Origin of the sequence: Melaminivora sp. (genome assembly GCF_032059615.1) — a bacterium.
In the GTDB taxonomy this organism is placed as follows: domain Bacteria; phylum Pseudomonadota; class Gammaproteobacteria; order Burkholderiales; family Burkholderiaceae_C; genus Melaminivora.
The window spans coordinates 1-23,072 of record NZ_DAMCAM010000047.1 but is presented as its reverse complement, the minus strand read 5'-3'; the positions used below and the strand labels follow the sequence as shown (position 1 = coordinate 23,072).

The following is a 23,072-nucleotide window of genomic DNA, read 5'->3' as shown; positions in this document are numbered from 1 at the left end:
AAGCCCAGCAGCATACAACGCCCCTGCCATCGAAAGATGCAGGGGCGTTGGCGTTGGAGGAGTGCTCATTCATGCAGCTTCAGGATATTCTCTATTCCCAGGGTTTCGGCACGAGGCGGGTCTGCGCCGGACTGGTCCAGCATGGACTGGTGGCCATCCAGGAATCTGGTTCGAAAGAAATGCAGCTGTGCACCGATCCTCTGCAGAGTGTTCGCGAGGAAGGCCTCCTCTTCAATGTGCAGGGCATGGACTGGCATTACCAGTCCAAGGCTTATGTGGTGCTGCACAAGCCTGTCGGTTTCGAATGCTCGCAGAAGCCATCGGCCTACCCCAGTGTCTACACGCTGCTGCCCGCCCCTTTGCGGCAGCGGCCGGGCAGGAATGCGACCGACGGTGTGCAGGCCTGTGGCCGGCTCGACCAGGACACCAGCGGCCTGCTGCTGCTCAGCGACGACGGCCAGTTCCTCCATCGCATGGCATCGCCCAAGAAGCGCATTTCCAAGGTGTACCAGGTGACCACCCGCCACCCAGTGACGCAGGAGCAAATGGATCGCCTGCTCGCAGGCGTCACCCTGAACGATGATCCGCGGCCGGTGCAGGCCGCTGCCTGCGAGCGTACGGACGAATGCCGGATGGATCTCACGCTGACCCAGGGTAAATATCACCAGGTCAAGCGCATGGTCGCCGCGGCAGGCAACCGGGTCGAGGCGCTGCACCGCTCCCAGGTCGGACGGCTGGTGCTGCCTGATGACCTGCTCGCCGGGCAGTGGCGCTGGCTGAACGAAGCCGAACTGGCGCTGCTTTCCGCCTGAGGGACCAGACAGGCGCTGGTGCAGAGCGCTATGCTTGCCGCCATTTTTTGCATTCCCGGGTTCCATCCATGACTTCCAGCTCTTCCAGCGTCGCTGCGCCAGTGCTCGGTCTCTTCGTCGTCGGCGACGAGATCTTGACGGGCAAGCGCGCTGACAAACATCTGCCCAAGGTCATCGAACTTCTGGCAGCCCGGGGGCTGGAGCTGGGCTGGGCGCATTTCCTGGGCGATGACCGGCCGCGTCTCACAAAAGCGCTTCAACGCGCTTTTGCCTCGGCGGACGTGGTGTTGTGCTGTGGCGGGATAGGCGCCACTCCCGACGACCACACCCGGCAGAGTGCCGCTGCTGCGCTGGGCGTGCCTCTGGTGGCGCACGCAGAGGCGCAGGCGCTTATCCGTGAGCGCATGCAGGAGATCGCCAGTCAGCGAGGCGAACCTTTCGAGCCGGACCGTGCCGACAACCAGCAGCGCCTGCAGATGGGCATGCTGCCCCGGGGCGCGCGCATCATCCCCAATCCCTACAACCGGATCCCCGGTTTTTCGTGCGACGGACCAGGGGGCGGGGTGGTGCATTTCACGCCCGGCTTTCCAGTTATGGCTTGGCCGATGGTGGAGTGGGTGCTGGAAAATACCTGCAACCAGTGGTTCAATCGCTCTCCCCAGCTCGAGCATTCGATCGTGCTGCATGGCGCCATGGAGTCGGCGCTGACCCCGCTGATGGAGCGCATCGAAGCCGATCATCCTGGCGTTCGCGTTTTCAGCCTGCCGAGCGTGGACCACCCTGTGCATGGCCAGCATGTGGAACTGGGCGTCAAGGGTCCGGCGGCGCTGGTGCCACCCGCATGGCGGCAGCTGCACACCGCCCTGCACCAGGCTGGTGCGGTGTTAGGCCCCGAACTGGTGCGTGAACGGTGATCCGACCGCCAATTGCCGGCTACAGGAGCTGCCGACATGGCGCCACCTGCTGGCACGCTATATGCTTTTACCGCTCATCGTGCATGAGCACTTTCAATTCCGGAGAACCTGATGGCGAAGACTGTTGCTGACGTGATGAACATGGTGGAGGAGAACGAAGTCCGTTTCGTCGACTTCCGTTTCACCGATACCCGGGGCAAAGAGCAGCACGTCACGGTGCCCGTCTCGCATTTCGACGAGGACAAATTCACCGAGGGCCACGCCTTCGACGGCTCCTCCATGCCCGGCTGGAAGGGCATCGAGGCCTCGGACATGCAGCTCATGCCCGACCCCGCGACCGCCAACATTGACCCCTTTTTCGAGGAGACCACGCTGTTCATGCAATGCGACGTGGTCGAGCCGGGCGACGGCAAGGCCTACGACCGCGACCCGCGCTCGATTGCCAAGCGCGCCGAGGCCTACCTGAAGGCCTCGGGGCTGGGCGACACGGCCTATTTTGGCCCCGAGCCCGAATTCTTCCTGTTCGATGGCGTGCGCTGGAGCAACGAGCCGGGCCGCACCTTCTACGAAATCGACGAGTACGAGGCGCCCTGGAACAGCGGCACGCGCCTGGAAGGCGGCAACCGCGGCCACCGCCCCACGACCAAGGGCGGCTACTTTCCCGTGCCGCCGGTGGACAGCACGCATGACATGCGCGCCGAGATGACCCTGATCCTGGAGCAGCTCGGCATCCCGGTCGAGGTCTTCCACCACGAGGTCGCCGGCGCTGGCCAGAACGAGATCGGCACGCGCTTTTCCACCCTGGTCGAGCGCGCCGACTGGACGCAGACCATGAAGTACGTCATCTGGAACGTGGCCAACGCCTACGGCAAGACGGCGACCTTCATGCCCAAGCCCTACGCTGGCGACAACGGCTCGGGCATGCATGTGCACCAGTCGATCTGGAGGGACGGCAAGAACCTGTTCGCCGGCGACGGCTATGCCGGCCTGTCCGATTTCGCCCTCTACTACATCGGCGGCATCATCCACCACGCCCGCGCGCTCAACGCCATCACCAACCCGGGCACCAACAGCTACAAGCGCCTGGTGCCCGGCTTCGAGGCGCCGGTCAAGCTCGCCTACAGCTCGCGCAACCGCTCGGCGTCCATCCGCATCCCTTATGTCGCCAACCCCAAGGGCCGGCGTGTGGAAGCGCGTTTCCCCGACCCGCTGGCCAACCCCTACCTGTGCTTCTCCGCGTTGATGATGGCCGGCCTGGACGGTGTGGAAAACCGCATCCACCCGGGCGAAGCCGCCACCAAGGACCTGTACCACCTGCCGCCCGAGGAAGACCGCCTGGTGCCCACCGTGTGCCACAGCCTGGATCAGGCTCTGGAGGCGCTGGACCAGGACCGCGGCTTCCTGACCAAGGGCGGCGTGTTCTCCGATGGCATGCTCGATGCCTATATCGACGTCAAGATGGCCGAAGTGCAGCGTTACCGCATGGCGCCGCACCCGGTCGAGTACGACATGTACTACTCGCTCTGAGCGCGCCGTGCGAAGGAGGGCCGCCACCGGGCCGCCCCGGACGCTGGCGATGCTTGGCGCTGCTGCGCCGAGGACCCACATGCAACGCAAGACCCTGATCGTCCTGGCCCTGGCCTGTGCGGTGCTGGCCGCCCAGGCCCAGGACCGCATCTACCGCTGTGGCAACGAATACACCAACAACGCGGTCCAGGCGCGCGAGCGCGGCTGCCGGCTGGTGGAGGGCGGAAACGTCACCGTCGTCCAGGGGCGGCCACCGGGGGCTGCGGCGCCTGCGGTCGCCGCGCCGGTTGCCCGGGCGGGCGCCCTGCCGGCGCCTGCTGGCCCGCGCGTGGACGCAGCCGATCAGCGCGCACGCGACGCCGATGCCCGCGCCATTCTGGACGACGAGCTGCGCAAGGCCGAAGCCCGGCTGGCCGACCTGCGCGCCGAGTTCAACAACGGCATGCCCCAGCGCACCGCGCTGGAGCTGCGCAACCCGCAGGTCTACCTGGAGCGCACGGCCGAGCTCAAGGCGGCAGTGGCCCGTGCCGAGGCCGACGTGGCCGGCATCAAGCGGGAGCTGGCCCGGTTGGGCCGCTGACGCTGCCATGCCGGCCGCACCGGCCCAGGGCCCTGCGGCCGGGCGCTACCACCCGCTGGACTGGCTCGGCACCCTGGTGGCGGTGCTGCGTGGCGATGGCCGCATCGTGTTCGCCAATGCCGCCCTGGAGGCAGCCCTCGCCCTGTCCCGGCGCACCCTCGAAGGTGCGGATTTCTCCGGCCTGCTGTCCGAGCCCCAGGTGCTGCGCACCGCCCTGGAGGGCGCCCGTGCCCACGGCTTCGCCACGCTGCGGTTCCAGGCCGCGCTGCGCACCCCGGCCGGGGAAGCGCTGGCCGTGCATGCCAGCTTGGCCGCGGCGCAGGAGGGCGCCGACGAGTTGCTGCTGGAGCTGTGGCCCGTTTGCGGCCAGGACCGCAGCGAGCGCCTGCGCGAACAGGGTGAGGCGCAGCGCGAGCTGGTACGCAACCTCGCGCACGAGATCAAGAACCCGCTGGGCGGCATCCGCGGCTCGGCGCAGCTGCTCGAACTGGAGCTGGCCGACCCCGCGCTGGCCGAATACACCCAGGTCATCGTCCGCGAGACCGACCGCCTGCAAGCCCTGGTGGACCGCCTGCTCGCACCTCACCGGCACGGCCAGCGGCTGGCGCCGGTCAACATCCACGAAGTCTGCGAACACGTGCGCGCCCTGGTGCTGGCCGAACATCCGCAGGGCCTGGAAGTGCTGCGCGACTACGACACCTCGCTGCCCGAGCTGCACGGCGACCGGGAGCAGCTGGTGCAGGCCCTGCTCAACATCGTGCGCAATGCCGCGCAGGTGCTGGACGAGCAATCGCCCGCCCAGGGCGGCCGCATCACGCTGCGCACCCGTGTGTCGCGGCAGCCGGTGCTGGGGCGCCAGCGGCACCGCCTGGCGCTGCAGCTGGAAGTGCTGGACAACGGCCCGGGCATCCCGGCCGAGCTGCGCGAGCGCATCTTCCTGCCCCTGGTCACCGGGCGCGACGCCGGCACCGGCCTGGGTCTCACTCTGGCGCAGGCCTTCGTGCAGCGCCACGACGGCATCATCGAGTGCGACAGCGCCCCCGGCTGCACGCGCTTTGCCATCCTGCTGCCCCTGCCATGAGGACGCTGTGGATTGCGGACGACGACCCGTCCATCCGCTTCGTGCTGGAGCGGGCGCTGGCCCGCGAAGGCCTGGCCACGCGCAGCTTCAGCCGCGCCCAGGAAGTGCTCGACGCCCTGGATGCCGCCCTGCACGAGGGGAGCGCACCCCGGTCCCATTCATTGCCGCTGGCGCTCGTCACCGACATCCGCATGCCCGGCGCCTCCGGCCTGGAGCTGCTCGCCCGGGTGCGCGCGCTCGTGCCCGGCCTGCCCGTCATCGTCATGACGGCGTTCTCCGACCTGGACAGCGCCGTGGCGGCCTTCCAGGGTGGGGCGTTCGAATATCTGGCCAAGCCCTTCGACGTGTTGCAGGCCGTGGCCCTGGTGCGCAGTGCCCTGGCCGCGGGCCTGGAGGGCGGCCCGCCCGGCCCGCCGCCCCAGGCGCCTGCACCAGCGCCCGGGATGCTGGGCCAGGCGCCCGCCATGCAGGAGGTGTTTCGGGCCATCGGCCGCTTGAGCCAGGGCACGGCGACGGTGCTGGTCACGGGCGAGACCGGCACCGGCAAGGAGCTGGTGGCACGTGCGCTGCACCGGCACTCGCCAGTGGCGGCCGGTCCCTTTGTTGCCATCAACACTGCCGCCATCCCGGCCGAGCTGCTGGAAAGCGAGCTTTTCGGTCATGAGCGCGGGGCATTCACCGGGGCGCAGGCCCGGCGCCAGGGGCACTTCGAGCAGGCCGACGGGGGCACGTTGTTTCTCGACGAAATCGGCGACATGCCGCTGGCCCTGCAGACGCGCCTGCTGCGCGTACTGGCCGAAGGCCAGTTCTACCGGGTGGGCGGCCATGCCAGCGTGCGCGTGCGCGTGCGCATCGTCGCCGCCACGCACCAGGACCTGGAGCAGCGCGTGCGCGCCGGTGCCTTCCGCGAAGACCTCTACCATCGCCTCAACGTCATCCGCCTGCGCCTGCCGCCGCTGCGCGAGCGCAGCGAGGACGTGCCGGCCCTGGCTGCGCACTTCCTGCAGCATGGCACGCGCCAGCTTGGCGTGGCGCCCAAGCGGCTGTCCGCCGCGGCGCAGGAGCAGCTCATGCGCTTTCCCTTTCCCGGCAATGTGCGGCAGCTGGAGAACATTTGCCACTGGCTGACCGTGATGGCGCCGGCGCAGCTCATCACACCCGCCGATCTGCCGCCAGAGGTGCGTATGGCAGCAGGCGCCGAAGCGCCAGCGCGCGCGAGCTGGGAGCCGGCCCTGGCCGACGAAGCCCGCCGCCTGCTGGAGGCCGGCAGTGCCCAGCCATGGCAGACCCTGTCGCGCCGTTTCGAAGCGCAGCTGCTTCACGTCGCCCTGCAGGCCACCGGTGGCCGGCGCGCCGAGGCCGCGCAGCGCCTGGGCCTGGGGCGCAACACGCTGACGCGCAAACTGCAGGAACTGGGACTGATATCCGGGGCTGGAGGACCCAGCCAGTTCGACCCTGAGGATATTGGATGAAAACCCGCTGAAACCCGCGCCGGTGCTGGACTTGCAGCTATCTTTCCCGTAAACCACCGAGTTTCTGCGCGCGGTGTGCTCCTCCGCGCAGTCCTACACACAGGCAGTCCGCACGCCGACCCGTCGGCCCCGGCCCGGATTTGAGAATGGCTGGCACTTCAACCAACCAACCGGAGTCGATATATGTCGGATTTCAAGGATGATGCCAACCGCGACCCGCTGACCAACGAGCCCGGAGCCCACCCTGTCGGCACCGGCGTGGGCGCTGCGGGTGGCGCCGTGGCTGGGGCTGCCGCCGGTGCCTTTGGCGGCCCCATTGGCGCGGCCATTGGCGGGATCGCCGGCGCGGTGGTCGGCGGTCTCGCCGGCAAGGCCGCGGCCGAATCGGTCAACCCCACGGCCGAGGACGCCTACTGGCGCGAAAGCTTCCAGCGCGAGCCCTACTACGAGTCGGGCCGCAACTACGACGAATACCGTCCGGCCTATGAGCTGGGCTGGAACTCGGCGGGCCGCTATGACGGTGACTTCGAAGCCGTCGAACCCAATCTGTCGCGCGACTGGGGCTCCTCCCGGGGTGCCAGCCCGCTGGCCTGGGAGCAGGCCCGCCCGGCCACCCGCGCCGCTTGGGAGCGCGCACGCCGCAACGTGGCGACGGGTGCCACCACCATGCCCGCCTCCAGCACCGTGAGCGCCACCGCCAGCACCCTGGAAGGCCGGCCGGACAGTGGCGACGTGGTGGATGTCCTCAACGACCTGCTCGAATGCAGCCGCGATGGCGAATACGGCTTTCGCACCTCCGCCGAGCATGCCGACAGCGCCGAGCTCAAGCGCATCCTGGAGCGCCACGCGCAGGAATGCGCCAGCGCCGCAGCCGAGCTGGAGCATGAAATCCGCAACCACGGTGGTGAGCCGGCCTCGGGCGGGTCGGTCACGGGGGCCATGCATCGCGGCTGGGTGTCGGTGAAGTCGGCGCTGTCGGTCAACGACGACCAGGCCGTGCTCAACGAGTGTGAACGTGGCGAGGACGCTGCCCTGGCGCGCTACCGCAAGGCGCTGAAGGCCAACCTGCCCCCGAGTGCGCGGGCCCTGGTGGAGCGCCAGGCGCAGGGCGTGCAGCGCAACCACGACGAGATCAAGGCGCTGCGCGACCGCTACAACGCTGCGTCGTGAACACCGCCTGACGATGGCTGCGCCGTCAGCACCATGCAGGCCGGCTGGCGCAGGGGAGCCGGCCTTTTTTGGGCCCGAGGCTGCCGCGCCGGCCAGCCGGGCCGCTCAGGCCGCCAGCGTCACCACCACCGGCGTGTGGTCGCTCGGCTGCTTGTTCTTGCGCGGCGCTCGGTCGATGTGGCAGGCCGTGACGCTGCCGCGCAGCGCACCGCTGACCAGGATGTGGTCGATGCGCAGGCCGCGGTTTTTCTGGAAGCCCAGCATGCGGTAGTCCCACCAGGAGAAGGTTTTCTCCTGCTGCTCGAAGAGCCGGAAAGCGTCGGTGAGGCCCAGGTCCAGCAGGGCGCGGAAATGCGCGCGCTCCTCCTCGGTGTGGTGGATGCTGCCGGCCAGCCCGACCGGGTCGAACGAGTCGCGGTCCTCCGGGGCAATGTTGAAGTCACCCACCAGCGCCAGGCGCGGATGCTGCTGCAGTTCGGCACGCAGCCAGTCCTGCAGCGCCTGCAGCCAGCGCATCTTGTAGTCGAACTTGTCCGAGCCGGGGGACTGGCCGTTAACGAAGTAGGCGTTGACCAGGCGCAGCGGCCCGCCTGGCGCGGCCAGCGTCGCCGCGATGACGCGCGCCTGCTCGTCACCGAATCCGGGAACGTTGCGCATCACGTCCTGCAGGGGGTGGCGGCTGATGATGGCCACGCCGTTGTAGGTCTTCTGGCCAAAGGCCGCGGCCTGGTAACCCAGGGCGGCAAAGGCCTCGTGCGGAAACTTCTCGTCCACCAGCTTGAGCTCCTGCAGGCCCAGCGCATCGACCCCGGGGTTGGCGGCCAGCCACTCCAGCACCTGGGGCAGGCGCACGGACAGGGAGTTGACGTTCCAGGTGGCAATCTGCATGTGTTTCAAGCCTCAAACCCTTGCTGCATAACGGTGTCCAGCTATCGAAATCATTGCGCGCTACGACGCTGGTAGCGCACGAAGCTGAACGGCAGTCCCTGCGCGCCGACGTGGTGGCTGCGCTCTGCCTCGACCCATTCGGCTCCTGGGGGCGGCATGAAGGTGTCGCCCTCGAAGTCCTGTGCAATCTCGGTCGCCTCGATGCGCGTGGCAAGCGGCAGGGCCATGTCGAACAGCTGCGCCCCGCCGATGACCCAGGCGGTGGCCGCGCCGCTGCGCGCGGCCTGTCCCAGGGCGTCCTGCAGGCTGGCCGCGCGCTGGGCGCCGTCCGCCTGCCAGCCGGGCTGGCGCGTCACCACCAGGTTGGCGCGCCCGGGCAGTGGGCGAAAGCGCGGCGGCAGCGAGTCCCAGGTCCTGCGGCCCATGATGACCGGCTGGCCCAGGGTCAGCGCCTTGAAGTGCGCCAGGTCCTCGGGCAGGTGCCAGGGCAGGGCGCCGTCCTTGCCGATGACGCCATTGGCCGAGACGGCGTAGATCAGTGCGATGTCCATGGAGGCCTCTTTCTCAGACGGCCACCGGCGCCTTGATGGCCGGATGGTGCTCGTAGCCAACGATCTCGAAGTCCTCGAATTCATAGTCAAAGAGGGACTTGGGCCGTTGCAGGATGCGCAGCTCGGGGAAGGGGTGGGGCGCACGCGCCAGCTGCGTCTGCACCTGCTCGAAGTGGTTGCTATAAATGTGACAGTCGCCACCCACCCAGATGAAATCCCCGACCTCCAGGTCGCACTGCTGCGCCACCATGTGCGTGAGCAGCGCATAACTGGCGATGTTGAAAGGCACGCCCAGGAAGATGTCGGCGCTCCTCTGGTACAGCTGGCATGACAGCCGCCCGCCCGCCACATAGAACTGGAACAGCGCATGGCAGGGCATCAGCGCCATCTGGTCGAGCTCGGCCACGTTCCAGGCGCTCACCAGGATGCGGCGCGAGTCCGGGTTGCTGCGCAGGGTGTCGATGACCTGGGCGATCTGGTCGATGTGGCCGCCGCCCGGTGTGGGCCAGCTGCGCCACTGCACGCCATAGATGGGACCCAGCTCGCCGCTTTCATCCGCCCACTCGTCCCAGATGCTCACGCCACGCTCCTGCAGCCAGCGCGCATTGCTGCTGCCGCGCAGAAACCACAGCAGCTCCAGCGCCACGCTCTTCCAGTGCACGCGCTTGGTGGTGACAAGCGGAAAGCCCTCGCTCAGGTCGAAGCGCATCTGGTGGCCGAACACGCTGCGGGTGCCTGTGCCCGTGCGGTCGCCCTTGGGGGCGCCGTGCTCGAACACATGGCGCATGAAATCTTCGTACTGGGTGCGGACGGGGCGGCTGGTCATGAAGGCAGGCGGCGCAGGCAGCGCCTTTGGGTGCGGGCAAGGCGGGCAAGTATCCCACGCACTGCGTGCATTGCGGGCTGCAGCCTTGCTCTCGCCGACCCGGGCAGCCGGCGCATGTCCTGCCGCTGGAGGTGCGCGCCTTGCCGTGCAACGCCCGGGAGCGGTGACAGCCCCAGGCCGCACAGCCCAAAAATAGGGTCAAAAACCCTTGCAGCCCTCGCTGGACAAGGGCTTGCAGCTATCGATTTTCCAGCACGCAACCCGGGTTGAGGAGACCCTGCGGGTCCAGTGCCTGCTTGATGGCGCGCATCAGGCCCAGCGCCACGGGCGACTCGTAGCGCTGCAGCTCCGCGGTCTTGAGCGTGCCCACGCCATGCTCGGCCGAGAACGAGCCGCCATGCGTGGCCACCGCGTCATAGACCAGCTGGTTCACGCGCGGCTCCTGCTCGCGCAGGAAGGCCGCGGCGTCGCCCCCCTCGGGGGCCTGCACGTTGTAGTGCAGGTTGCCGTCGCCCAGGTGGCCGAAGGTGACCAGGCGCGCGCCCGGCACCTCGCGCGCCAGCACGGCGTCGGTGTGGGCAATGAAGTCAGGGATGCGCGAGGCCGCCACCGAAATGTCGTGCTTGATGTTCAGGCCCTCTTCGGCCTGCGCCAGCGGGATGCTCTCGCGCACGTGCCACAGCTCGCGCGCCTGGGCGATGCTGCCTGCCACGACTGCGTCGAGCACGCAGCCCTCCTCGAAGGCCAGCTCCATCAGGTGCTCGAAGCGCGAGCGGGCGTGTTCCTCGCTCTCGTTGTCGCTGTTCTCCAGCAGCACGCACCAGGGCGCGCCTTCCAGGCCGGCAAAGGGCGCGCGCAGCTGCGGCATGTGGCGCGCCACCAGCGACAGCGAAAACTGGTTCATGACCTCGAACCCGGTCAGGCCCGCGCCCAGATGGCGGTGCGCCAGCGCGAGCAGCTGCACGGCCGCCTGCATGGACGGCACGGCCGCCCAGGCGGTGAGCTGCGCCGCCGGGCGGGCAAACAGCTTGAGCGTGGCGGCGGTGATGATGCCCAGCGTGCCTTCGCTGCCGATCAGCAGGTTGCGCAGGTCGTAGCCGGTGTTGTCCTTCCTCAGGCCCGACAGGCCGTCCCAGACCTCGCCCCGGGCGGTCACCACCTCCAGCCCCAGGCACAGTTCGCGCGCGTTGCCGTAGCGCACCACCTGGGTGCCGCCGGCATTGGTCGCCAGGTTGCCGCCGATGGTGCAGCTGCCCTCGGCCGCCAGCGACAGCGGAAATAGCAGGCCGGCCTCGGCCGCCGTCTGCTGCACGGTCTGCAGGATGCAGCCAGCCTCCACCGTCAGCGTCAGGTTGGCCGGGTCGAGCGCGCGCACGCGGTTCAGGCGCGTCAGGCTCAGCACCACCTGGGTGCCGCTGGCGTCGGGCGAGCTGCCCACCGACAGGCCGGTGTTGCCGCCCTGGGGCACCAGGGAAGTGCCGGCAGCGGCACAGGCACGCACCACGGCCGCCACCTCGGCGGTGCTGCCCGGGCGCACCACGGCCAGGGCGCGGCCGCGCTGGCGGCGGCGCCAGTCCTGCTCCCAGGCACTCAGGTCGCCTTCGGTCAGGACGTGGGCGGCGCCGACGGTCTGGCGCAGGGAGTCGAGCAGGGCAGCGGTCATGGGCAGGGGTTCCAGCGAGAAAGCATTCACTCAGCCGGCGGCGGCGCCCGCCATGGCCCGGCGGGCGGCGCGCAGGCGCAGGCGCACATGCAGCGCGCAGGCAATGAACAGCAGCAGGCACAGCCCGACCTCGGCCAGGGCCAGCAAGCGGCCGGGCGCGGCGTCGCTCCAGGCGCGCACCACGCCCTCGGTGAAATACAGCCAGACCAGCAGGCTGACCCAGCGATAGGTGTACATGCGCCGCTTGAGCAGGCCGGCCAGCGGCACGATGAGCGGCAGGCTCTTGAGCGCCAGCCACGAGCCGCCCGGGCGCAGCGGCGCCAGCCACAGCTCCCAGGCCAGGCTGAGCGCGATGAGCCCGAGCAGGCTGACCACGGCCAGCCAGCGCGTGGCCGCCACGTCAGTCGAGACGACGGCAGCGCCGGGCAGGGCAGGGGAGGCGGGGGCGGTCTGCATGGGGCTGGCATCATATCGGCCATGTCCTTGACCCCACAGCTTGCCGCGCAGCGCCTGGAGGCGTGGCTGCTGCAACTGTCGCAGTTCCCGTGGCGCACCACGGTGCACATGCTGCGCGTGCGCTACCGCGAGGACCGGCTGGGCCTGACGGCCAGCAGCCTCACCTTCACCACGCTGTTGGCGCTGGTGCCCTTTGCCACCGTGGCGCTGGCGGTGTTCACGGTGTTTCCGGCCTTCGGCGAGATGCAGCGCGTGCTCGAGCGCTGGCTGATGGACAGCCTGATCCCGGCGACCATCTCGCGCTCGGTGCTGGACAACATCACGCAGTTCGCCACCAAGGCCAGCAGCCTGGGGGTGGCGGGCTTTTCCTTCCTGGCGCTGACGTCGCTGATGCTGATGCAGACCATCGACCGCACGCTCAACAACATCTGGCGCGTGCGCGATCTGCGCCCGTTGGGCCAGCGCGTGCTGGTCTATTGGGCCGTGCTGACGCTGGGCCCGCTGGTGCTGGCGGGCAGCCTGGCGCTGACCACTTCGGTGGCGGCGGCGGCGTCCCAGGGCCTGGGCGGCGCGCTGCCGGGCGCGGCGCGGCTGCTGTTCGACGGCATCGAGTTTTTGGTGTTGTCCAGCGGCATGGCCGCGCTCTACCACTATGTGCCCAACACCCATGTGCGCTGGCGCCATGCCTGGGCCGGCGGGGTCTTCGTGTCGGTGGGCATCTCGCTGGCCAAGAACGTGCTGGTGTTCTACCTGGCCTCGGTGCCCACGTATTCGGTGCTCTACGGCACGTTCGCCACGCTGCCCATCCTGCTGCTGTGGGTCTATGTGGCCTGGGTCATCGTGCTGCTGGGGGCGGTGGTGGCGGCTTATCTGCCCAGCCTGCTGGCCGGCGTGTTCCGCCCGGTGGGCGGGCAGGGCTGGCAGTTCCTGCTGGCCGTCGAGGTGCTGGCACACCTGCAGGCGGCGCGCGGCAGCAGCGCCCATGGCCTCACGGCCACCCAGCTCGCGCGCCTGCTGCGCGTGGACGTGCTGCAGCTCGAACCCGTGCTGGAGACGCTCACCGGCCTGGACTGGGTGGCGCAGCTGAGCGAGACCGCGGCCGATGCGATCGCCATCGCCGATGCGCGCTACGTGCTGCTGGCCCGGCCCGCCGAGACCGGCATGCAGCCCCTGGTGCAGCGCCTGCTGCTCGTGCGCGAGCCGGCGCTGGAGGGCTTCTGGCACCACACGGGGCTGGAGATGCTGACGCTGGCGGACGTGCTGTCGCACCCTCCGGCCGTGCAGCGCCCACCCGTCAGCCTGCTACGCGAAGAATAGCTATGGGCCCTTGCGCAGCAAGGGTTTCAGCGATTTTTCATTAAAAGTCTGACAGCGCTGGCCGCGTGCAGCACGGCGCCTTCGAGCGTGGCCGGATAGGGCCCGGCGACGTAGTCGGCGCAGGCCAGCAGGCCGGGCGCGATGGCCTGCGGCGGGCGCGCCAGGCCCGGGGTGCAGGCAAAAGTGGCGCGCCTTTCCACCACGGTCTGCACGGCGCGCAGGCCGGGCAGGCGCAGCTCGCGGGCAGCCTGGTCCAGCACCCGGGCCTGCAGCGCCGCGCGTTCGCCTTCGAAGGCACTCACGACGAAAGCCAGCAGGCCGGCCGGGCCGCCGAGCTGGCCGCGGTCGAAGGCAAACTGCGCCGGCCCCGAGCGCAGCGCCAGCAGCGGCAGCGGCAGCAGCGGCAGCGGCAGCAGCGCGCCGCGTGCGCCCACCTGCTCGGCATAGACCGTGGCGATGGCGCCAAAGCGCAGCGCCGCTGCCTTGCCGGCCCAGTGGGCAAGGGCCGGGCGCTCGGCCGGCGGTGCCTCGGCCCCGTGCACCAGCCGCGCGGCCTCGTGGCTGCCGGCGGCCAGCAGCACGGCGTCGAAGGCTTCGCCGTCCACCTGCCAGCCGGGCTGCGCGGGCAGGCGCGCCAGCTGTCGCACGCGCCGCCCTTCGTGCACCCGGTGGCCGCGCGCGCGCAGCCAGGCGGCCGCGGGCTCGGGCAGCAGCGCGCCCAGGTCGGTGCGCGGCAGCAGGTAATTGGAGCCGCCGCGGCCGGCGAACAGGCTGTCTTGCAGGATGCGCAGGAAGGTCTGGCCGCAGGCCTCGTGCAGCGGCGTGTTCAGCGCCGAGACGCACAGCGGCTCGATGAACTCGCGCACCAGGCGCGGCGGCAGCCCATCACACAGGTCGGCCACGCTGGCTGTGGGCGCGCAGCGAAAGCCCGCCAGGCGCCAGCGCACCGCGCGCGCCAGCAGCGCCAGGCGCTCGCCCACGCTCCAGCCGCGGGCGCGGGCGATGCCGGCCAGGGCGTCCCAGGGCGGAGACGCGTCGGGCAGCCGCAGGCCGGTGCCATCGGCGTGCACCAGGGCCAGCGGCAGGCGCAGCAGCGCGGCCTGCGGGTCCACCCCCACGGTGCGCATGAGCTGCAGGCACTCGGCGTAGGCGCCGATCAGGATGTGCTGGCCGTTGTCCAGGGCCGCCGTGCGCCCGTCGGCCAGCGGGGCGTGCAGCGTGCGTGCCCGGCCGCCCAGGGTGCGGCCGGCTTCGAGCAGCGTCACCACATGGCCGGCCTGCGCGGCGTGCACGGCCGCGGCCACGCCGGCCCAGCCGGCGCCGATGACGGCCACCTTCACAGCAGGCCCAGCGCCTGCACCTTCCAGGCCAGCCAGAACTTGCGCAGCGGCGTGAGGCTGGTGCGCTGGTGCAGGACCTGGAAGTCATCGGCCTCGATCTCGGACAGCAGCGTGCGGTAGATGCTGGCCATCATCAGGCCGGGCTTTTGCGCGCGCCGGTCGGCGGCGGGCAGCAGCGCCAGCGCCTCGTCGTAGTACTGCTGGGCGCGCGCGGCCTGAAAGCGCATCAGGGCGACAAAGCGCTCGGAGTGCTGGCGCTGCGTGATCTCGTGCGCCTTGACGTCGAACTGCTGCAGCTCGCTGATGGGCAGGTAGATGCGCCCGCGCAGCGCGTCCTCACCCACGTCGCGGATGATGTTGGTGAGCTGGAACGCCAGGCCCAGCTTGTGGGCGTACTGCGTGGTCGCGTCCTGGGTCTGGCCGAAGATGCGCGCGGCCACCTCGCCGACCACGCCGGCCACCAGATGGCAGTACTGCGCCAGGCCCGCAAAGTCGAGGTAGCGCGTCTGCGTGAGGTCCATGCGGCAGCCTTCGATGACCGCCTGCAGCGAACGCTCCTGCAGCCCGAAGCGCTCGATGTGCGGCGCCAGGGCCTGCGTGACCGGGTGGGTGGGCTGGCCGGCAAAGGCCTTCTTGACTTCGCCACTCCACCAGTCCAGCTTGGAGGCGGCCACACCCGGGTCGCTGACCTCGTCGACCACGTCATCGACCTCGCGGCAGAACGCGTAGAAGGCCGTGATGGCGGCGCGCCGGTCGCGCGGCAGGAACAGGAAAGCGTAGTAGAAGCTGCTGCCGGAGGCGGCGGCCTTCTCCTGGACGTAGTGTTCGGGGGTCATGTGGAGCGTGATTGTCCCATGCTGGCGCCAGCGCGCCCGAGCGCATGCGTTTGAAGGAAAAAGGTCTTTTGTCTTTACTACGCAAGGGCCTGGTGCTATCAAAAACGTCATCCCCGCATCCACAGCGCGCGCGCCAGCACGGCCGGCCAGTCGGCCTTGCCGAGCACCGGCCGCTGCACCAGGCTGGCGCCGCTCAGGGCCTGCACCTTGTCCAGCACGCGCAGGCCGCCCTGCACGACCAGGCGCAGCTCCCAGCCGGCGCGCCCGGGCAGGCGGCGCGCCAGCGGCGCGCCCGACAGCATCAGCTCGCGCGCCCAGGCAGCGCAGTCCAGCACCAGCCGTTCGCTGGCGGGCGTGCGCTGCAGGCGCGCCAGCTGCGCGCGCGACACGCCGTGGGCGGCGCAGTCGGCATCGGTCAGGTAGTGGCGCCCGCGCGGCAGGTCTTCGCTCAGGTCCTGCCAGAAGTTGATGAGCTGCAGCGCGCTGCAGATGGCGTCGCTCTGCGCGAGCGACCGCACGTCCTCGACGTCGTAGAGGTGCAGCAGCAGCCGCCCCACGGGATTGGCCGACAGGCGGCAGTACTGCAGCAGTGCTGGCCGATCGGCGTAGGTGGCGCCGTCTGCGGTCATGACCACGTCCTGCTCGAAAGCGCTCAGCAGGTCGTGCAGCAGCGGCAGCGGCAGCCGGTGGCTGCGCAGCACCGCGGCCAGGGGCGTGAAGACCGCGGCCCAGCGCGGCCCGGGCGGCGTGCCGACGGCAGCGGCAGCCAGCTCGGCGCGGTAGGCCTGCAGGTCGGCCAGGCGCTGCGCGGGCGTGGCCTGGCCCTCGTCGGCCAGGTCGTCGGCCGTGCGGGCAAAGGCGTAGAGCGCGGCGATGGGCTGGCGCAGCGCCGGCGGGCACAGCAGCGACGCCACGGGAAAGTTCTCGTAGTGCGTGACCGGCGGGGCCTGGGGCGCGGGGGGCGGCGGATGTCTCACGGGGCCGATTGTCGTGTCTGCCGGCCCGGTCTCCGCCAGGGGACATGGCAGCGCGGGATGTGCTTTTGGGCCCGCCGGCCCGGGGTGCCCTCCGCCTGCAGCTAAAATCTCGCGTTTGACCTGATTCACCAGGGTGTCGGGCGCTGACAGCGGCGGCGCATCCGGGTGCATGAAGCGATGCGCGGGTGGCGAAATTGGTAGACGCACCAGGTTTAGGTCCTGACGCCAGCTGATGGTGTGGGGGTTCGAGTCCCCCCCCGCGCACCAACGTGAGATGGATGCCGACCACGGCGCGCCGGGTGGCGCGCCGGCGCCGTCCACACCCCTGACACTAGGAAACGAACACACCATGGCCATCAATGTTGAGACCCTTGACAAGCTCGAACGCAAGATCACGCTGAGCCTGCCCGTCGCCGAGATCCAGAACGAAGTGGACGCGCGCCTGAAGCGCCTGGCCCGCACCGTGAAGATGGACGGCTTTCGCCCCGGCAAGGTGCCGATGAGCGTGGTCAGCCAGCGCTATGGCTATTCGGTGCACTACGAGGTGCTCAACGACAAGGTCGGCCAGGCCTTCAGCCAGGCGGCCAACGAGGCGCAGCTGCGCGTGGCCGGCCAGCCGCGCATCACCGAAAAGGACGGCGCGCCCGAGGGCGAGCTGGCGTTCGACGCCGTATTCGAGGTCTTCCCCGAAGTCAAGCTGGGCGATCTGTCCGCGGTCGAGGTCGAGCGTCTGTCCTCGGAGGTGACCGACGCTGCCATCGACAAGACGGTGGATATCCTGCGCAAGCAGCGCCGCACCTTCGCCCAGCGCGCTCTGGGCTCGGCCGCCGAGGACGGCGACCGCGTGACGGTGGACTTCGAGGGCAAGATCGACGGCGAGCCGTTCTCCGGCGGCAAGGCCGAGGACTTCCAGTTCCTGGTCGGCGAAGGCCAGATGCTCAAGGAGTTCGAGGACGCCGTGCGCGGCATGAAGGTCGGTGAGAGCAAGACCTTCCCGCTGGCCTTCCCCGAGGATTACCACGGCAAGGACGTGGCGGGCAAGACGGCTGACTTCATGGTCACCGTGAAGAACATCGAGGCGGCCCACCTGCCCGAAGTGGGCGAGCAGTTCGTGCGCTCGCTGGGCATCGAGGGCGGCACGGTCGAGAGCCTGCGCGAGGACATCAAGAAGAACCTGGAGCGCGAAGTCAAGTTCCGCCTGCAGGCGCGCAACAAGCAGGCCGCCATGGACGCGCTGCTGTCCACCGCCGAGCTGGACCTGCCGGGCGTCGCCGTGCAGACCGAGATCGAGCGCCTGCGCGATGCGGCCCGTGCCGACCTGAAGCAGCGCGGCATCAAGGACGCCGACAAGGCCGACATTCCCGACGACGTGTTCCGCCCGCAGGCCGAGCGCCGCGTGCGCCTGGGCCTGGTGGTGGCCGAGCTGGTGCGCGCCAATGAACTGCAGGCCACGCCCGAGCAGCTCAAGGCCCACATCGACGAGCTGGCCGCCAGCTACGAGAAGCCCGAGGACGTGGTGCGCTGGTACTTCAGCGACCGCAACCGCCTGGGCGAGGTCGAGGCCGTGGTGATCGAGAACAACGTCACCGACTTCATTCTCGGCAAGGCGAAGGTCAACGAGAAGGCCCTGTCCTTCGACGAACTGATGGGCCAGGCCTGATCGATCGGCCTGCCGGCCGCGCCCCAAAGCGCGGCCCCTGTGAGTCGGGGCTTGTGCTTTGCGGCGCAAGCCCCATTTCCTTTTCTGGCCACAGCGCCGTATTGCAACTGGAGAACTGATTACATGAGCGCACTCGACACCCAGGCCCTGGGCATGGTCCCCATGGTCATCGAGCAATCGGGCCGCGGCGAGCGGTCCTACGACATCTATTCGCGCCTGCTCAAGGAGCGGGTGATTTTCCTGGTCGGCGAAGTCAACGACCAGACGGCCAACCTGGTGGTGGCGCAGCTGCTGTTCCTGGAGAGCGAGAACCCGGACAAGGACATCTCGTTCTACATCAACTCCCCCGGCGGCAGCGTGACGGCCGGCATGGCCATCTACGACACCATGCAGTTCATCAAGCCGGACGTGTCCACCCTGTGCTGCGGCTTTGCCGCCAGCATGGGCGCCTTCCTGCTGGCCGCTGGCGCCAAGGGCAAGCGCTTCTCGCTGCCCAACTCCAAGATCATGATCCACCAGGTGCTGGGCGGCGCGCGCGGCCAGGCGACCGACATCGAGATCCATGCGCGCGACATCCTGCGCACCAAGGACCAGATGAACCGCATCCTGGCCGAGCGCACCGGCCAGCCGCTGGAGAAGATCAAGACCGACACCGAGCGCGACTACTTCATGACTGCCGACGAAGCCAAGGACTACGGCATCGTGGACCAGGTCATCGCCAAGCGCCCCTGATTTCCTGCAGGGCGAGCGCGGCGTTTCCCTTGCGGGGAACGCCGTTTTTATTTCGTTATCATCCTGACGACCCCCCCCTGTCATACATAAGGCATTGCTTCCATGGCCGAGAAAAAAGGCTCCTCCAGCGAAAAAACCCTTTACTGCTCGTTCTGTGGCAAGAGCCAGCACGAGGTGAAGAAGCTGATCGCCGGCCCGTCGGTTTTCATCTGCGACGAATGCATTGACCTGTGCAACGAGATCATCCGCGACGAGGTGCCGGCCGAGCCGTCGGCCCGCGACGGCCGGGGCGAGCTGCCCATGCCGGTGGAGATCAAGTCCAACCTCGACAACTACGTGATCGGCCAGGAAAAGGCCAAGCGCACGCTGGCCGTGGCCGTCTACAACCACTACAAGCGCCTGCGCCACAAGGAGAAGGCCGGCAAGGACGACGTGGAGCTGACCAAGAGCAACATCCTGCTGGTCGGCCCCACGGGCTCGGGCAAGACGCTGCTGGCCCAGACCCTGGCGCGCCAGCTGGACGTGCCCTTCGTCATGGCCGACGCCACCACGCTCACCGAAGCCGGCTACGTCGGCGAGGACGTGGAAAACATCATCAGCAAGCTGCTGCAGAGCTGCAACTACGACGTCGAGCGCGCCCAGCGCGGCATCGTCTACATCGATGAGATCGACAAGATCAGCAGGAAGAGCGACAACCCCAGCATCACCCGCGACGTCTCGGGAGAGGGCGTGCAGCAGGCACTTTTGAAGCTCATCGAGGGAACGCTCGCCAGCGTGCCGCCCCAGGGCGGGCGCAAGCACCCCAACCAGGACTTCCTGCAGATCGACACCACCAACATCCTGTTCATCTGCGGCGGCGCCTTCGCCGGCCTGGAGAAGGTCATCGAGGCGCGCACCGAGGGTTCGGGCATCGGCTTTGGCGCGGCGGTGCGCAGCAAGTCGCAGCGCTCACTCACCGAGATGTTCCAGGACATCGAGCCCGAAGACCTGATCAAGTTCGGCCTGATCCCCGAGCTGGTTGGGCGCATGCCGGTGGTTGCGGCGCTGGCCGAGCTCGATGAAGAGGCGCTGGTGCAGATCCTGACCGAGCCCAAGAACGCCCTGGTCAAGCAGTACAGCAAGCTGTTGTCCATGGAGGGCGTGGAGCTGGAGATCCGCCCCGGCGCGCTCAAGGCCATCGCCCGCAAGGCGATTGCTCGCAAGACCGGCGCGCGGGGCCTGCGCTCCATCGTCGAGCATGCCCTGATCGGCACCATGTTCGACCTGCCCCACACATCCAACGTCGAGCGGGTGGTGGTGGACGAGTCCACCATCGAGGAAAACCAGGCGCCTCTGCTGGTCTACCGCGAGGCCGCCAAGACGGCCTGACGCTGCCGCGCACCGGCAGGACTGCCTTCACGACCTGGCCCGGCCACCCTGCCGCGCCGGGTTGAAATCATCTGCCCATGGACCATATTCCATGGAGCTTTTCAAGGATTGTCCATGTCCGAACACACCCCCCTGCCTGACACGCCCATCGAGCTGCCGCTGTTGCCGCTGCGCGATGTGGTGGTCTTTCCCCACATGGTGATCCCCCTGTTCGTCGGCCGCGCCAAGAGCATCAAAGCGCTGGAGCAGGCGATGGAGAGCGATCGCCGCATCATGCTGGTGGCCCAGAAGACGGCTGCCAAGGACGAGCCGCAGGTCGCCGACCTGTTCGAGGTCGGCTGCGTGTCCACCATCCTGCAGATGCTGAAACTGCCCGACGGCACCGTGAAGGTGCTGGTCGAGGGCCAGCAGCGCGCCGCCGTCGTCCAGGTCGAGGAAGAGGAAACCCTCTTCACGGCCACCGTGCGGCCGCTCGAAGCCTCTATTGAAGAGGGTGAACCCAGCGAGGTCGAGGCGCTGCGCCGCGCGGTGATGCAGCAGTTCGACCAGTACGTCAAGCTCAACAAGAAGATTCCCTCGGAAATCCTCGCCTCCATCGGCGGCATCGACGATGCCGGCCGCCTGGCCGACACCATCGCCGCCCACCTGCCGCTCAAACTCGAGAACAAGCAGGCCGTGCTGGGCCTGGCCGACGTGCGCGGGCGGCTGGAGAATCTTTTCGAGCAGCTCGACCGCGAGGTGGACATCCTCAACGTGGACAAGCGCATCCGCGGGCGCGTCAAGCGCCAGATGGAGAAGAACCAGCGCGACTTCTACCTGAACGAGCAGGTCAAGGCCATCCAGAAGGAGCTGGGCGAGGGCGAGGAGGGCGCTGACCTCGAAGAGATCGAGAAGAAGATCAAGGCCGCCAAGATGCCCGCCGAGGCGCGCAAGAAGGCTGAGGGCGAGCTGAAGAAGCTCAAGCTCATGTCGCCCATGTCGGCCGAGGCCACCGTGGTGCGCAATTACATCGACGCGTTGGTCGGACTGCCCTGGAGCAAGAAGACCAAGGTGCGCCACGACCTGGCGCTGGCCGAGGAAGTGCTCAATGAAGACCATTACGGTCTGGAGAAGGTCAAGGACCGCATCCTCGAATACCTCGCTGTGCAGCAGCGTGTGGACAAGCTCAAGGCCCCCATCCTGTGCCTGGTCGGGCCGCCGGGCGTGGGCAAGACCTCGCTCGGCCAGTCGATCGCCAAGGCCACCGGGCGCAAGTACGTACGCATGGCGCTGGGCGGCATGCGCGACGAGGCCGAAATCCGGGGACACCGCCGCACCTACATCGGCGCCATGCCGGGCAAGGTGCTGCAGAACCTCTCCAAGGTCGGCACGCGCAATCCGCTGTTCCTGCTCGACGAAATCGACAAGCTGGGCACGGACTTCCGGGGCGACCCGTCCAGCGCGCTGCTGGAAGTGCTGGACCCGGAGCAGAACCACAAGTTCGGCGACCACTACGTCGAGGTCGATTTCGACCTGTCGGACGTGATGTTCGTGGCCACGTCCAACTCGATGAACATCCCGCCGGCGCTGCTGGACCGCATGGAGGTCATCCGCCTGTCGGGCTACACCGAGGACGAGAAGACCAACATCGCGCTGAAGTACCTGCTGCCCAAGCAGAGGGAGAACAACGGCGTGCAGGGCGGCGAACTGGAAGTGACCGAGGCCGCCGTGCGCGACATCGTGCGCTACTACACCCGCGAGGCGGGCGTGCGCTCGCTCGAGCGCGAACTGTCCAAGATCTGCCGCAAGGTGGTCAAGGCGCTGCAGCTCAAGCAGGCGGGCGGCCTGGTGGAGGTCACGCCCGAAAACCTGCACGACTATCTGGGAGTGCGCAAGTACACCTACGGCCGCGCCGAACATGACAACCAGGTCGGGCAGGTGGTTGGCCTGGCATGGACCGAGGTGGGCGGCGACCTGCTGACCATCGAGGTCGCCACCATGCCGGGCAAGGGCAACATTACCCGCACCGGCTCGCTGGGCGACGTGATGAAGGAATCCGTGGAGGCCGCACGCACGGTGGTGCGCAGCCGCGCGCGGTCGCTCGGCATCAAGGACGAGGCGTTCGAGAAGCGCGACCTGCACATCCACGTGCCCGACGGCGCCACCCCCAAGGACGGGCCCAGCGCGGGCGCGGCCATGGCCACGGCCATCGTCTCGGCACTCACCGGCATCCCGGTGCGCGCCGACGTGGCGATGACCGGCGAGATCACGCTGCGCGGCGAGATTACGGCCATTGGCGGCCTGAAGGAAAAGCTGCTGGCGGCGCTGCGCGGCGGCATCAAGACGGTGCTGATCCCTGAGGAGAACGCCAAGGATCTGCAGGAGATTCCGGACAACGTGAAGAGCGGGCTGGAGATCATCGCCGTCAAGTGGTTCGACAAGGTGCTGGAGGTGGCGCTGGAGCGCAAGCCCACAGCCCTGTCCGACGAGGAGCTTGCCGCGGCGCCGGCCGTGCCCGCCCCCGCCGCACCCCAGGCCGCGGCCCCTGGCGTCATGCCCCACTGAGGGCGAGCAAAGAGAGAGGCGAAGAAATTGCGCATTTTTTCTGTGGCGGGCAAAAAATGCGCTAAACTTCGCTTCATCGACGCCAAACGTTATACAATGCAAGGCTTCGGTAAACGCGGGAATAGCTCAGTTGGTAGAGCGCAACCTTGCCAAGGTTGAGGTCGTCGGTTCGAGACCGATTTCCCGCTCCAGATTTTGCAAGGGAAGCCTCGGCTTCCCTTTTTTATTGGCCGGTGGCCCGTGGGCGGCGTTGCGTACAGGCGCTCGCGCGGTTACGCTGGTTCCAGGCCGGCCTGCAGTGGCAGGCCAGCGCCCCGGTGGTGAAATTGGTAGACACTGCGGACTTAAAATCCGCCGC

At 68.6% G+C, this 23,072-nt stretch carries 20 protein-coding genes and 2 tRNA genes; 14 read left to right on the top strand and 8 right to left on the bottom strand.

All coding sequences use genetic code 11. The annotated features are described in order from the left end of the window. Positions 1–71 precede the first annotated feature (71 nt). The 7 genes from RT051_RS10965 to RT051_RS10935 all read left to right on the top strand — a co-directional run bounded on the left by RT051_RS10965 (position 72) and on the right by RT051_RS10935 (position 7,556). Entirely contained in the window at positions 72–812 is a 741-nt protein-coding gene (locus RT051_RS10965; RefSeq protein ID WP_313076443.1) for a 16S rRNA pseudouridine(516) synthase, read from the top strand. A gap of 68 nt (positions 813–880) precedes the next feature. Continuing rightward, complete coding sequence (locus tag RT051_RS10960) at positions 881–1,726, top strand: molybdopterin-binding protein (protein WP_313076440.1); 846 nt, start codon at positions 881–883, stop codon at positions 1,724–1,726. A gap of 111 nt (positions 1,727–1,837) precedes the next feature. Then, complete coding sequence (gene glnA, locus RT051_RS10955) at positions 1,838–3,253, top strand: type I glutamate--ammonia ligase (protein ID WP_313076438.1); 1,416 nt, start codon at positions 1,838–1,840, stop codon at positions 3,251–3,253. A 79-nt stretch (positions 3,254–3,332) separates the two neighbouring features. Then, positions 3,333–3,833 carry a hypothetical protein gene (locus tag RT051_RS10950; RefSeq protein ID WP_313076418.1) on the top strand — a complete coding sequence of 167 codons (501 nt, stop codon included), beginning with the start codon at positions 3,333–3,335 and terminating at the stop codon, positions 3,831–3,833. Positions 3,834–3,840: 7 nt separating this feature from the next. Beyond that, a complete protein-coding gene (glnL, locus tag RT051_RS10945) occupies positions 3,841–4,914 on the top strand; it encodes a nitrogen regulation protein NR(II) (protein ID WP_313076408.1) in 1,074 nt (357 codons plus the stop codon). Next, the gene (gene ntrC / locus RT051_RS10940) at positions 4,911–6,386 is read left to right on the top strand and encodes a nitrogen regulation protein NR(I) (protein WP_313076406.1); all 1,476 of its coding nucleotides are present in this window, start codon (positions 4,911–4,913) and stop codon (positions 6,384–6,386) included. The genes glnL and ntrC overlap by 4 nt, the downstream gene beginning before the upstream one ends. 183 nt (positions 6,387–6,569) lie before the next feature. After that, the gene (locus RT051_RS10935) at positions 6,570–7,556 is read left to right on the top strand and encodes a PA2169 family four-helix-bundle protein (protein ID WP_313076404.1); all 987 of its coding nucleotides are present in this window, start codon (positions 6,570–6,572) and stop codon (positions 7,554–7,556) included. A 105-nt stretch (positions 7,557–7,661) separates the two neighbouring features. Here the strand turns inward: RT051_RS10935 and xth are convergent, their stop codons facing one another. The 5 genes from xth to RT051_RS10910 all read right to left on the bottom strand — a co-directional run bounded on the left by xth (position 7,662) and on the right by RT051_RS10910 (position 11,940). After that, on the bottom strand, positions 7,662–8,444 hold the full coding sequence (xth, locus tag RT051_RS10930; protein ID WP_313076402.1) for an exodeoxyribonuclease III: 783 nt from the start codon (positions 8,442–8,444) through the stop codon (positions 7,662–7,664). Positions 8,445–8,494: 50 nt separating this feature from the next. Beyond that, complete coding sequence (locus tag RT051_RS10925; RefSeq protein ID WP_313076399.1) at positions 8,495–8,995, bottom strand: dihydrofolate reductase; 501 nt, start codon at positions 8,993–8,995, stop codon at positions 8,495–8,497. 13 nt (positions 8,996–9,008) lie between these two features. Beyond that, positions 9,009–9,821 carry a thymidylate synthase gene (locus RT051_RS10920; protein ID WP_313076397.1) on the bottom strand — a complete coding sequence of 271 codons (813 nt, stop codon included), beginning with the start codon at positions 9,819–9,821 and terminating at the stop codon, positions 9,009–9,011. A gap of 238 nt (positions 9,822–10,059) precedes the next feature. Beyond that, entirely contained in the window at positions 10,060–11,484 is a 1,425-nt protein-coding gene (locus tag RT051_RS10915) for an FAD-binding oxidoreductase (RefSeq protein ID WP_313076395.1), read from the bottom strand. 30 nt (positions 11,485–11,514) lie between these two features. After that, positions 11,515–11,940, bottom strand: a complete 426-nt coding sequence (locus RT051_RS10910) for a DUF2069 domain-containing protein (protein ID WP_313076393.1) — start codon at positions 11,938–11,940, stop codon at positions 11,515–11,517. 21 nt (positions 11,941–11,961) lie between these two features. Here RT051_RS10910 and RT051_RS10905 point away from each other — a divergent pair, with 21 nt between their 5' ends. Continuing rightward, entirely contained in the window at positions 11,962–13,257 is a 1,296-nt protein-coding gene (locus tag RT051_RS10905; RefSeq protein ID WP_313076391.1) for a YihY family inner membrane protein, read from the top strand. Between the two features lie 26 nt (positions 13,258–13,283). On the opposite strand, the gene hpnE is transcribed toward RT051_RS10905, so the two are convergent. The 3 genes from hpnE to hpnC all read right to left on the bottom strand — a co-directional run bounded on the left by hpnE (position 13,284) and on the right by hpnC (position 16,410). After that, positions 13,284–14,597, bottom strand: a complete 1,314-nt coding sequence (gene hpnE / locus RT051_RS10900) for a hydroxysqualene dehydroxylase HpnE (RefSeq protein ID WP_313076388.1) — start codon at positions 14,595–14,597, stop codon at positions 13,284–13,286. Further along, positions 14,594–15,433, bottom strand: a complete 840-nt coding sequence (gene hpnD, locus RT051_RS10895; RefSeq protein WP_313076386.1) for a presqualene diphosphate synthase HpnD — start codon at positions 15,431–15,433, stop codon at positions 14,594–14,596. Before hpnD ends, hpnE begins: the two co-directional genes overlap by 4 nt. Before the next feature lie 107 nt (positions 15,434–15,540). After that, entirely contained in the window at positions 15,541–16,410 is an 870-nt protein-coding gene (gene hpnC, locus RT051_RS10890) for a squalene synthase HpnC (protein ID WP_313076384.1), read from the bottom strand. Between the two features lie 179 nt (positions 16,411–16,589). Between hpnC and RT051_RS10885 the strand changes: the two genes are divergently transcribed. The 6 genes from RT051_RS10885 to RT051_RS10860 all read left to right on the top strand — a co-directional run bounded on the left by RT051_RS10885 (position 16,590) and on the right by RT051_RS10860 (position 22,905). Next, positions 16,590–16,677, top strand: a tRNA-Leu gene (locus tag RT051_RS10885). 82 nt (positions 16,678–16,759) lie between these two features. Further along, positions 16,760–18,070, top strand: a complete 1,311-nt coding sequence (tig, locus tag RT051_RS10880; RefSeq protein WP_313076382.1) for a trigger factor — start codon at positions 16,760–16,762, stop codon at positions 18,068–18,070. 123 nt (positions 18,071–18,193) lie between these two features. After that, positions 18,194–18,802, top strand: coding sequence for an ATP-dependent Clp endopeptidase proteolytic subunit ClpP (gene clpP, locus RT051_RS10875; protein WP_313076380.1), 609 nt, complete (start codon positions 18,194–18,196; stop codon positions 18,800–18,802). A 102-nt stretch (positions 18,803–18,904) separates the two neighbouring features. Continuing rightward, the gene (gene clpX / locus RT051_RS10870) at positions 18,905–20,170 is read left to right on the top strand and encodes an ATP-dependent Clp protease ATP-binding subunit ClpX (RefSeq protein ID WP_313076378.1); all 1,266 of its coding nucleotides are present in this window, start codon (positions 18,905–18,907) and stop codon (positions 20,168–20,170) included. 114 nt (positions 20,171–20,284) lie between these two features. Then, a complete protein-coding gene (gene lon / locus RT051_RS10865; RefSeq protein ID WP_313076376.1) occupies positions 20,285–22,714 on the top strand; it encodes an endopeptidase La in 2,430 nt (809 codons plus the stop codon). Positions 22,715–22,829: 115 nt separating this feature from the next. Further along, a tRNA-Gly gene (locus RT051_RS10860) sits at positions 22,830–22,905 on the top strand. The last annotated feature ends 167 nt before the right edge of the window (positions 22,906–23,072 follow it).

Excerpts from the sequence above, each read along its gene's own strand:
- RT051_RS10915 (WP_313076395.1), bottom strand. The coding sequence starts at position 11,484 with ATGACCGCTGCCCTGCTCGACTCCCTGCGCCAGACCGTCGGCGCCGCC.
- xth (WP_313076402.1), bottom strand. The coding sequence starts at position 8,444 with ATGCAGATTGCCACCTGGAACGTCAACTCCCTGTCCGTGCGCCTGCCC.
- RT051_RS10925 (WP_313076399.1), bottom strand. The coding sequence starts at position 8,995 with ATGGACATCGCACTGATCTACGCCGTCTCGGCCAATGGCGTCATCGGC.
- RT051_RS10935 (WP_313076404.1), top strand. The coding sequence starts at position 6,570 with ATGTCGGATTTCAAGGATGATGCCAACCGCGACCCGCTGACCAACGAG.
- clpP (WP_313076380.1), top strand. The coding sequence starts at position 18,194 with ATGAGCGCACTCGACACCCAGGCCCTGGGCATGGTCCCCATGGTCATC.
- lon (WP_313076376.1), top strand. The coding sequence starts at position 20,285 with ATGTCCGAACACACCCCCCTGCCTGACACGCCCATCGAGCTGCCGCTG.
- clpX (WP_313076378.1), top strand. The coding sequence starts at position 18,905 with ATGGCCGAGAAAAAAGGCTCCTCCAGCGAAAAAACCCTTTACTGCTCG.
- RT051_RS10960 (WP_313076440.1), top strand. The coding sequence starts at position 881 with ATGACTTCCAGCTCTTCCAGCGTCGCTGCGCCAGTGCTCGGTCTCTTC.
- RT051_RS10910 (WP_313076393.1), bottom strand. The coding sequence starts at position 11,940 with ATGCAGACCGCCCCCGCCTCCCCTGCCCTGCCCGGCGCTGCCGTCGTC.
- glnA (WP_313076438.1), top strand. The coding sequence starts at position 1,838 with ATGGCGAAGACTGTTGCTGACGTGATGAACATGGTGGAGGAGAACGAA.
- RT051_RS10920 (WP_313076397.1), bottom strand. The coding sequence starts at position 9,821 with ATGACCAGCCGCCCCGTCCGCACCCAGTACGAAGATTTCATGCGCCAT.
- ntrC (WP_313076406.1), top strand. The coding sequence starts at position 4,911 with ATGAGGACGCTGTGGATTGCGGACGACGACCCGTCCATCCGCTTCGTG.
- glnL (WP_313076408.1), top strand. The coding sequence starts at position 3,841 with ATGCCGGCCGCACCGGCCCAGGGCCCTGCGGCCGGGCGCTACCACCCG.
- RT051_RS10950 (WP_313076418.1), top strand. The coding sequence starts at position 3,333 with ATGCAACGCAAGACCCTGATCGTCCTGGCCCTGGCCTGTGCGGTGCTG.
- hpnD (WP_313076386.1), bottom strand. The coding sequence starts at position 15,433 with ATGACCCCCGAACACTACGTCCAGGAGAAGGCCGCCGCCTCCGGCAGC.
- RT051_RS10965 (WP_313076443.1), top strand. The coding sequence starts at position 72 with ATGCAGCTTCAGGATATTCTCTATTCCCAGGGTTTCGGCACGAGGCGG.
- RT051_RS10905 (WP_313076391.1), top strand. The coding sequence starts at position 11,962 with ATGTCCTTGACCCCACAGCTTGCCGCGCAGCGCCTGGAGGCGTGGCTG.
- tig (WP_313076382.1), top strand. The coding sequence starts at position 16,760 with ATGGCCATCAATGTTGAGACCCTTGACAAGCTCGAACGCAAGATCACG.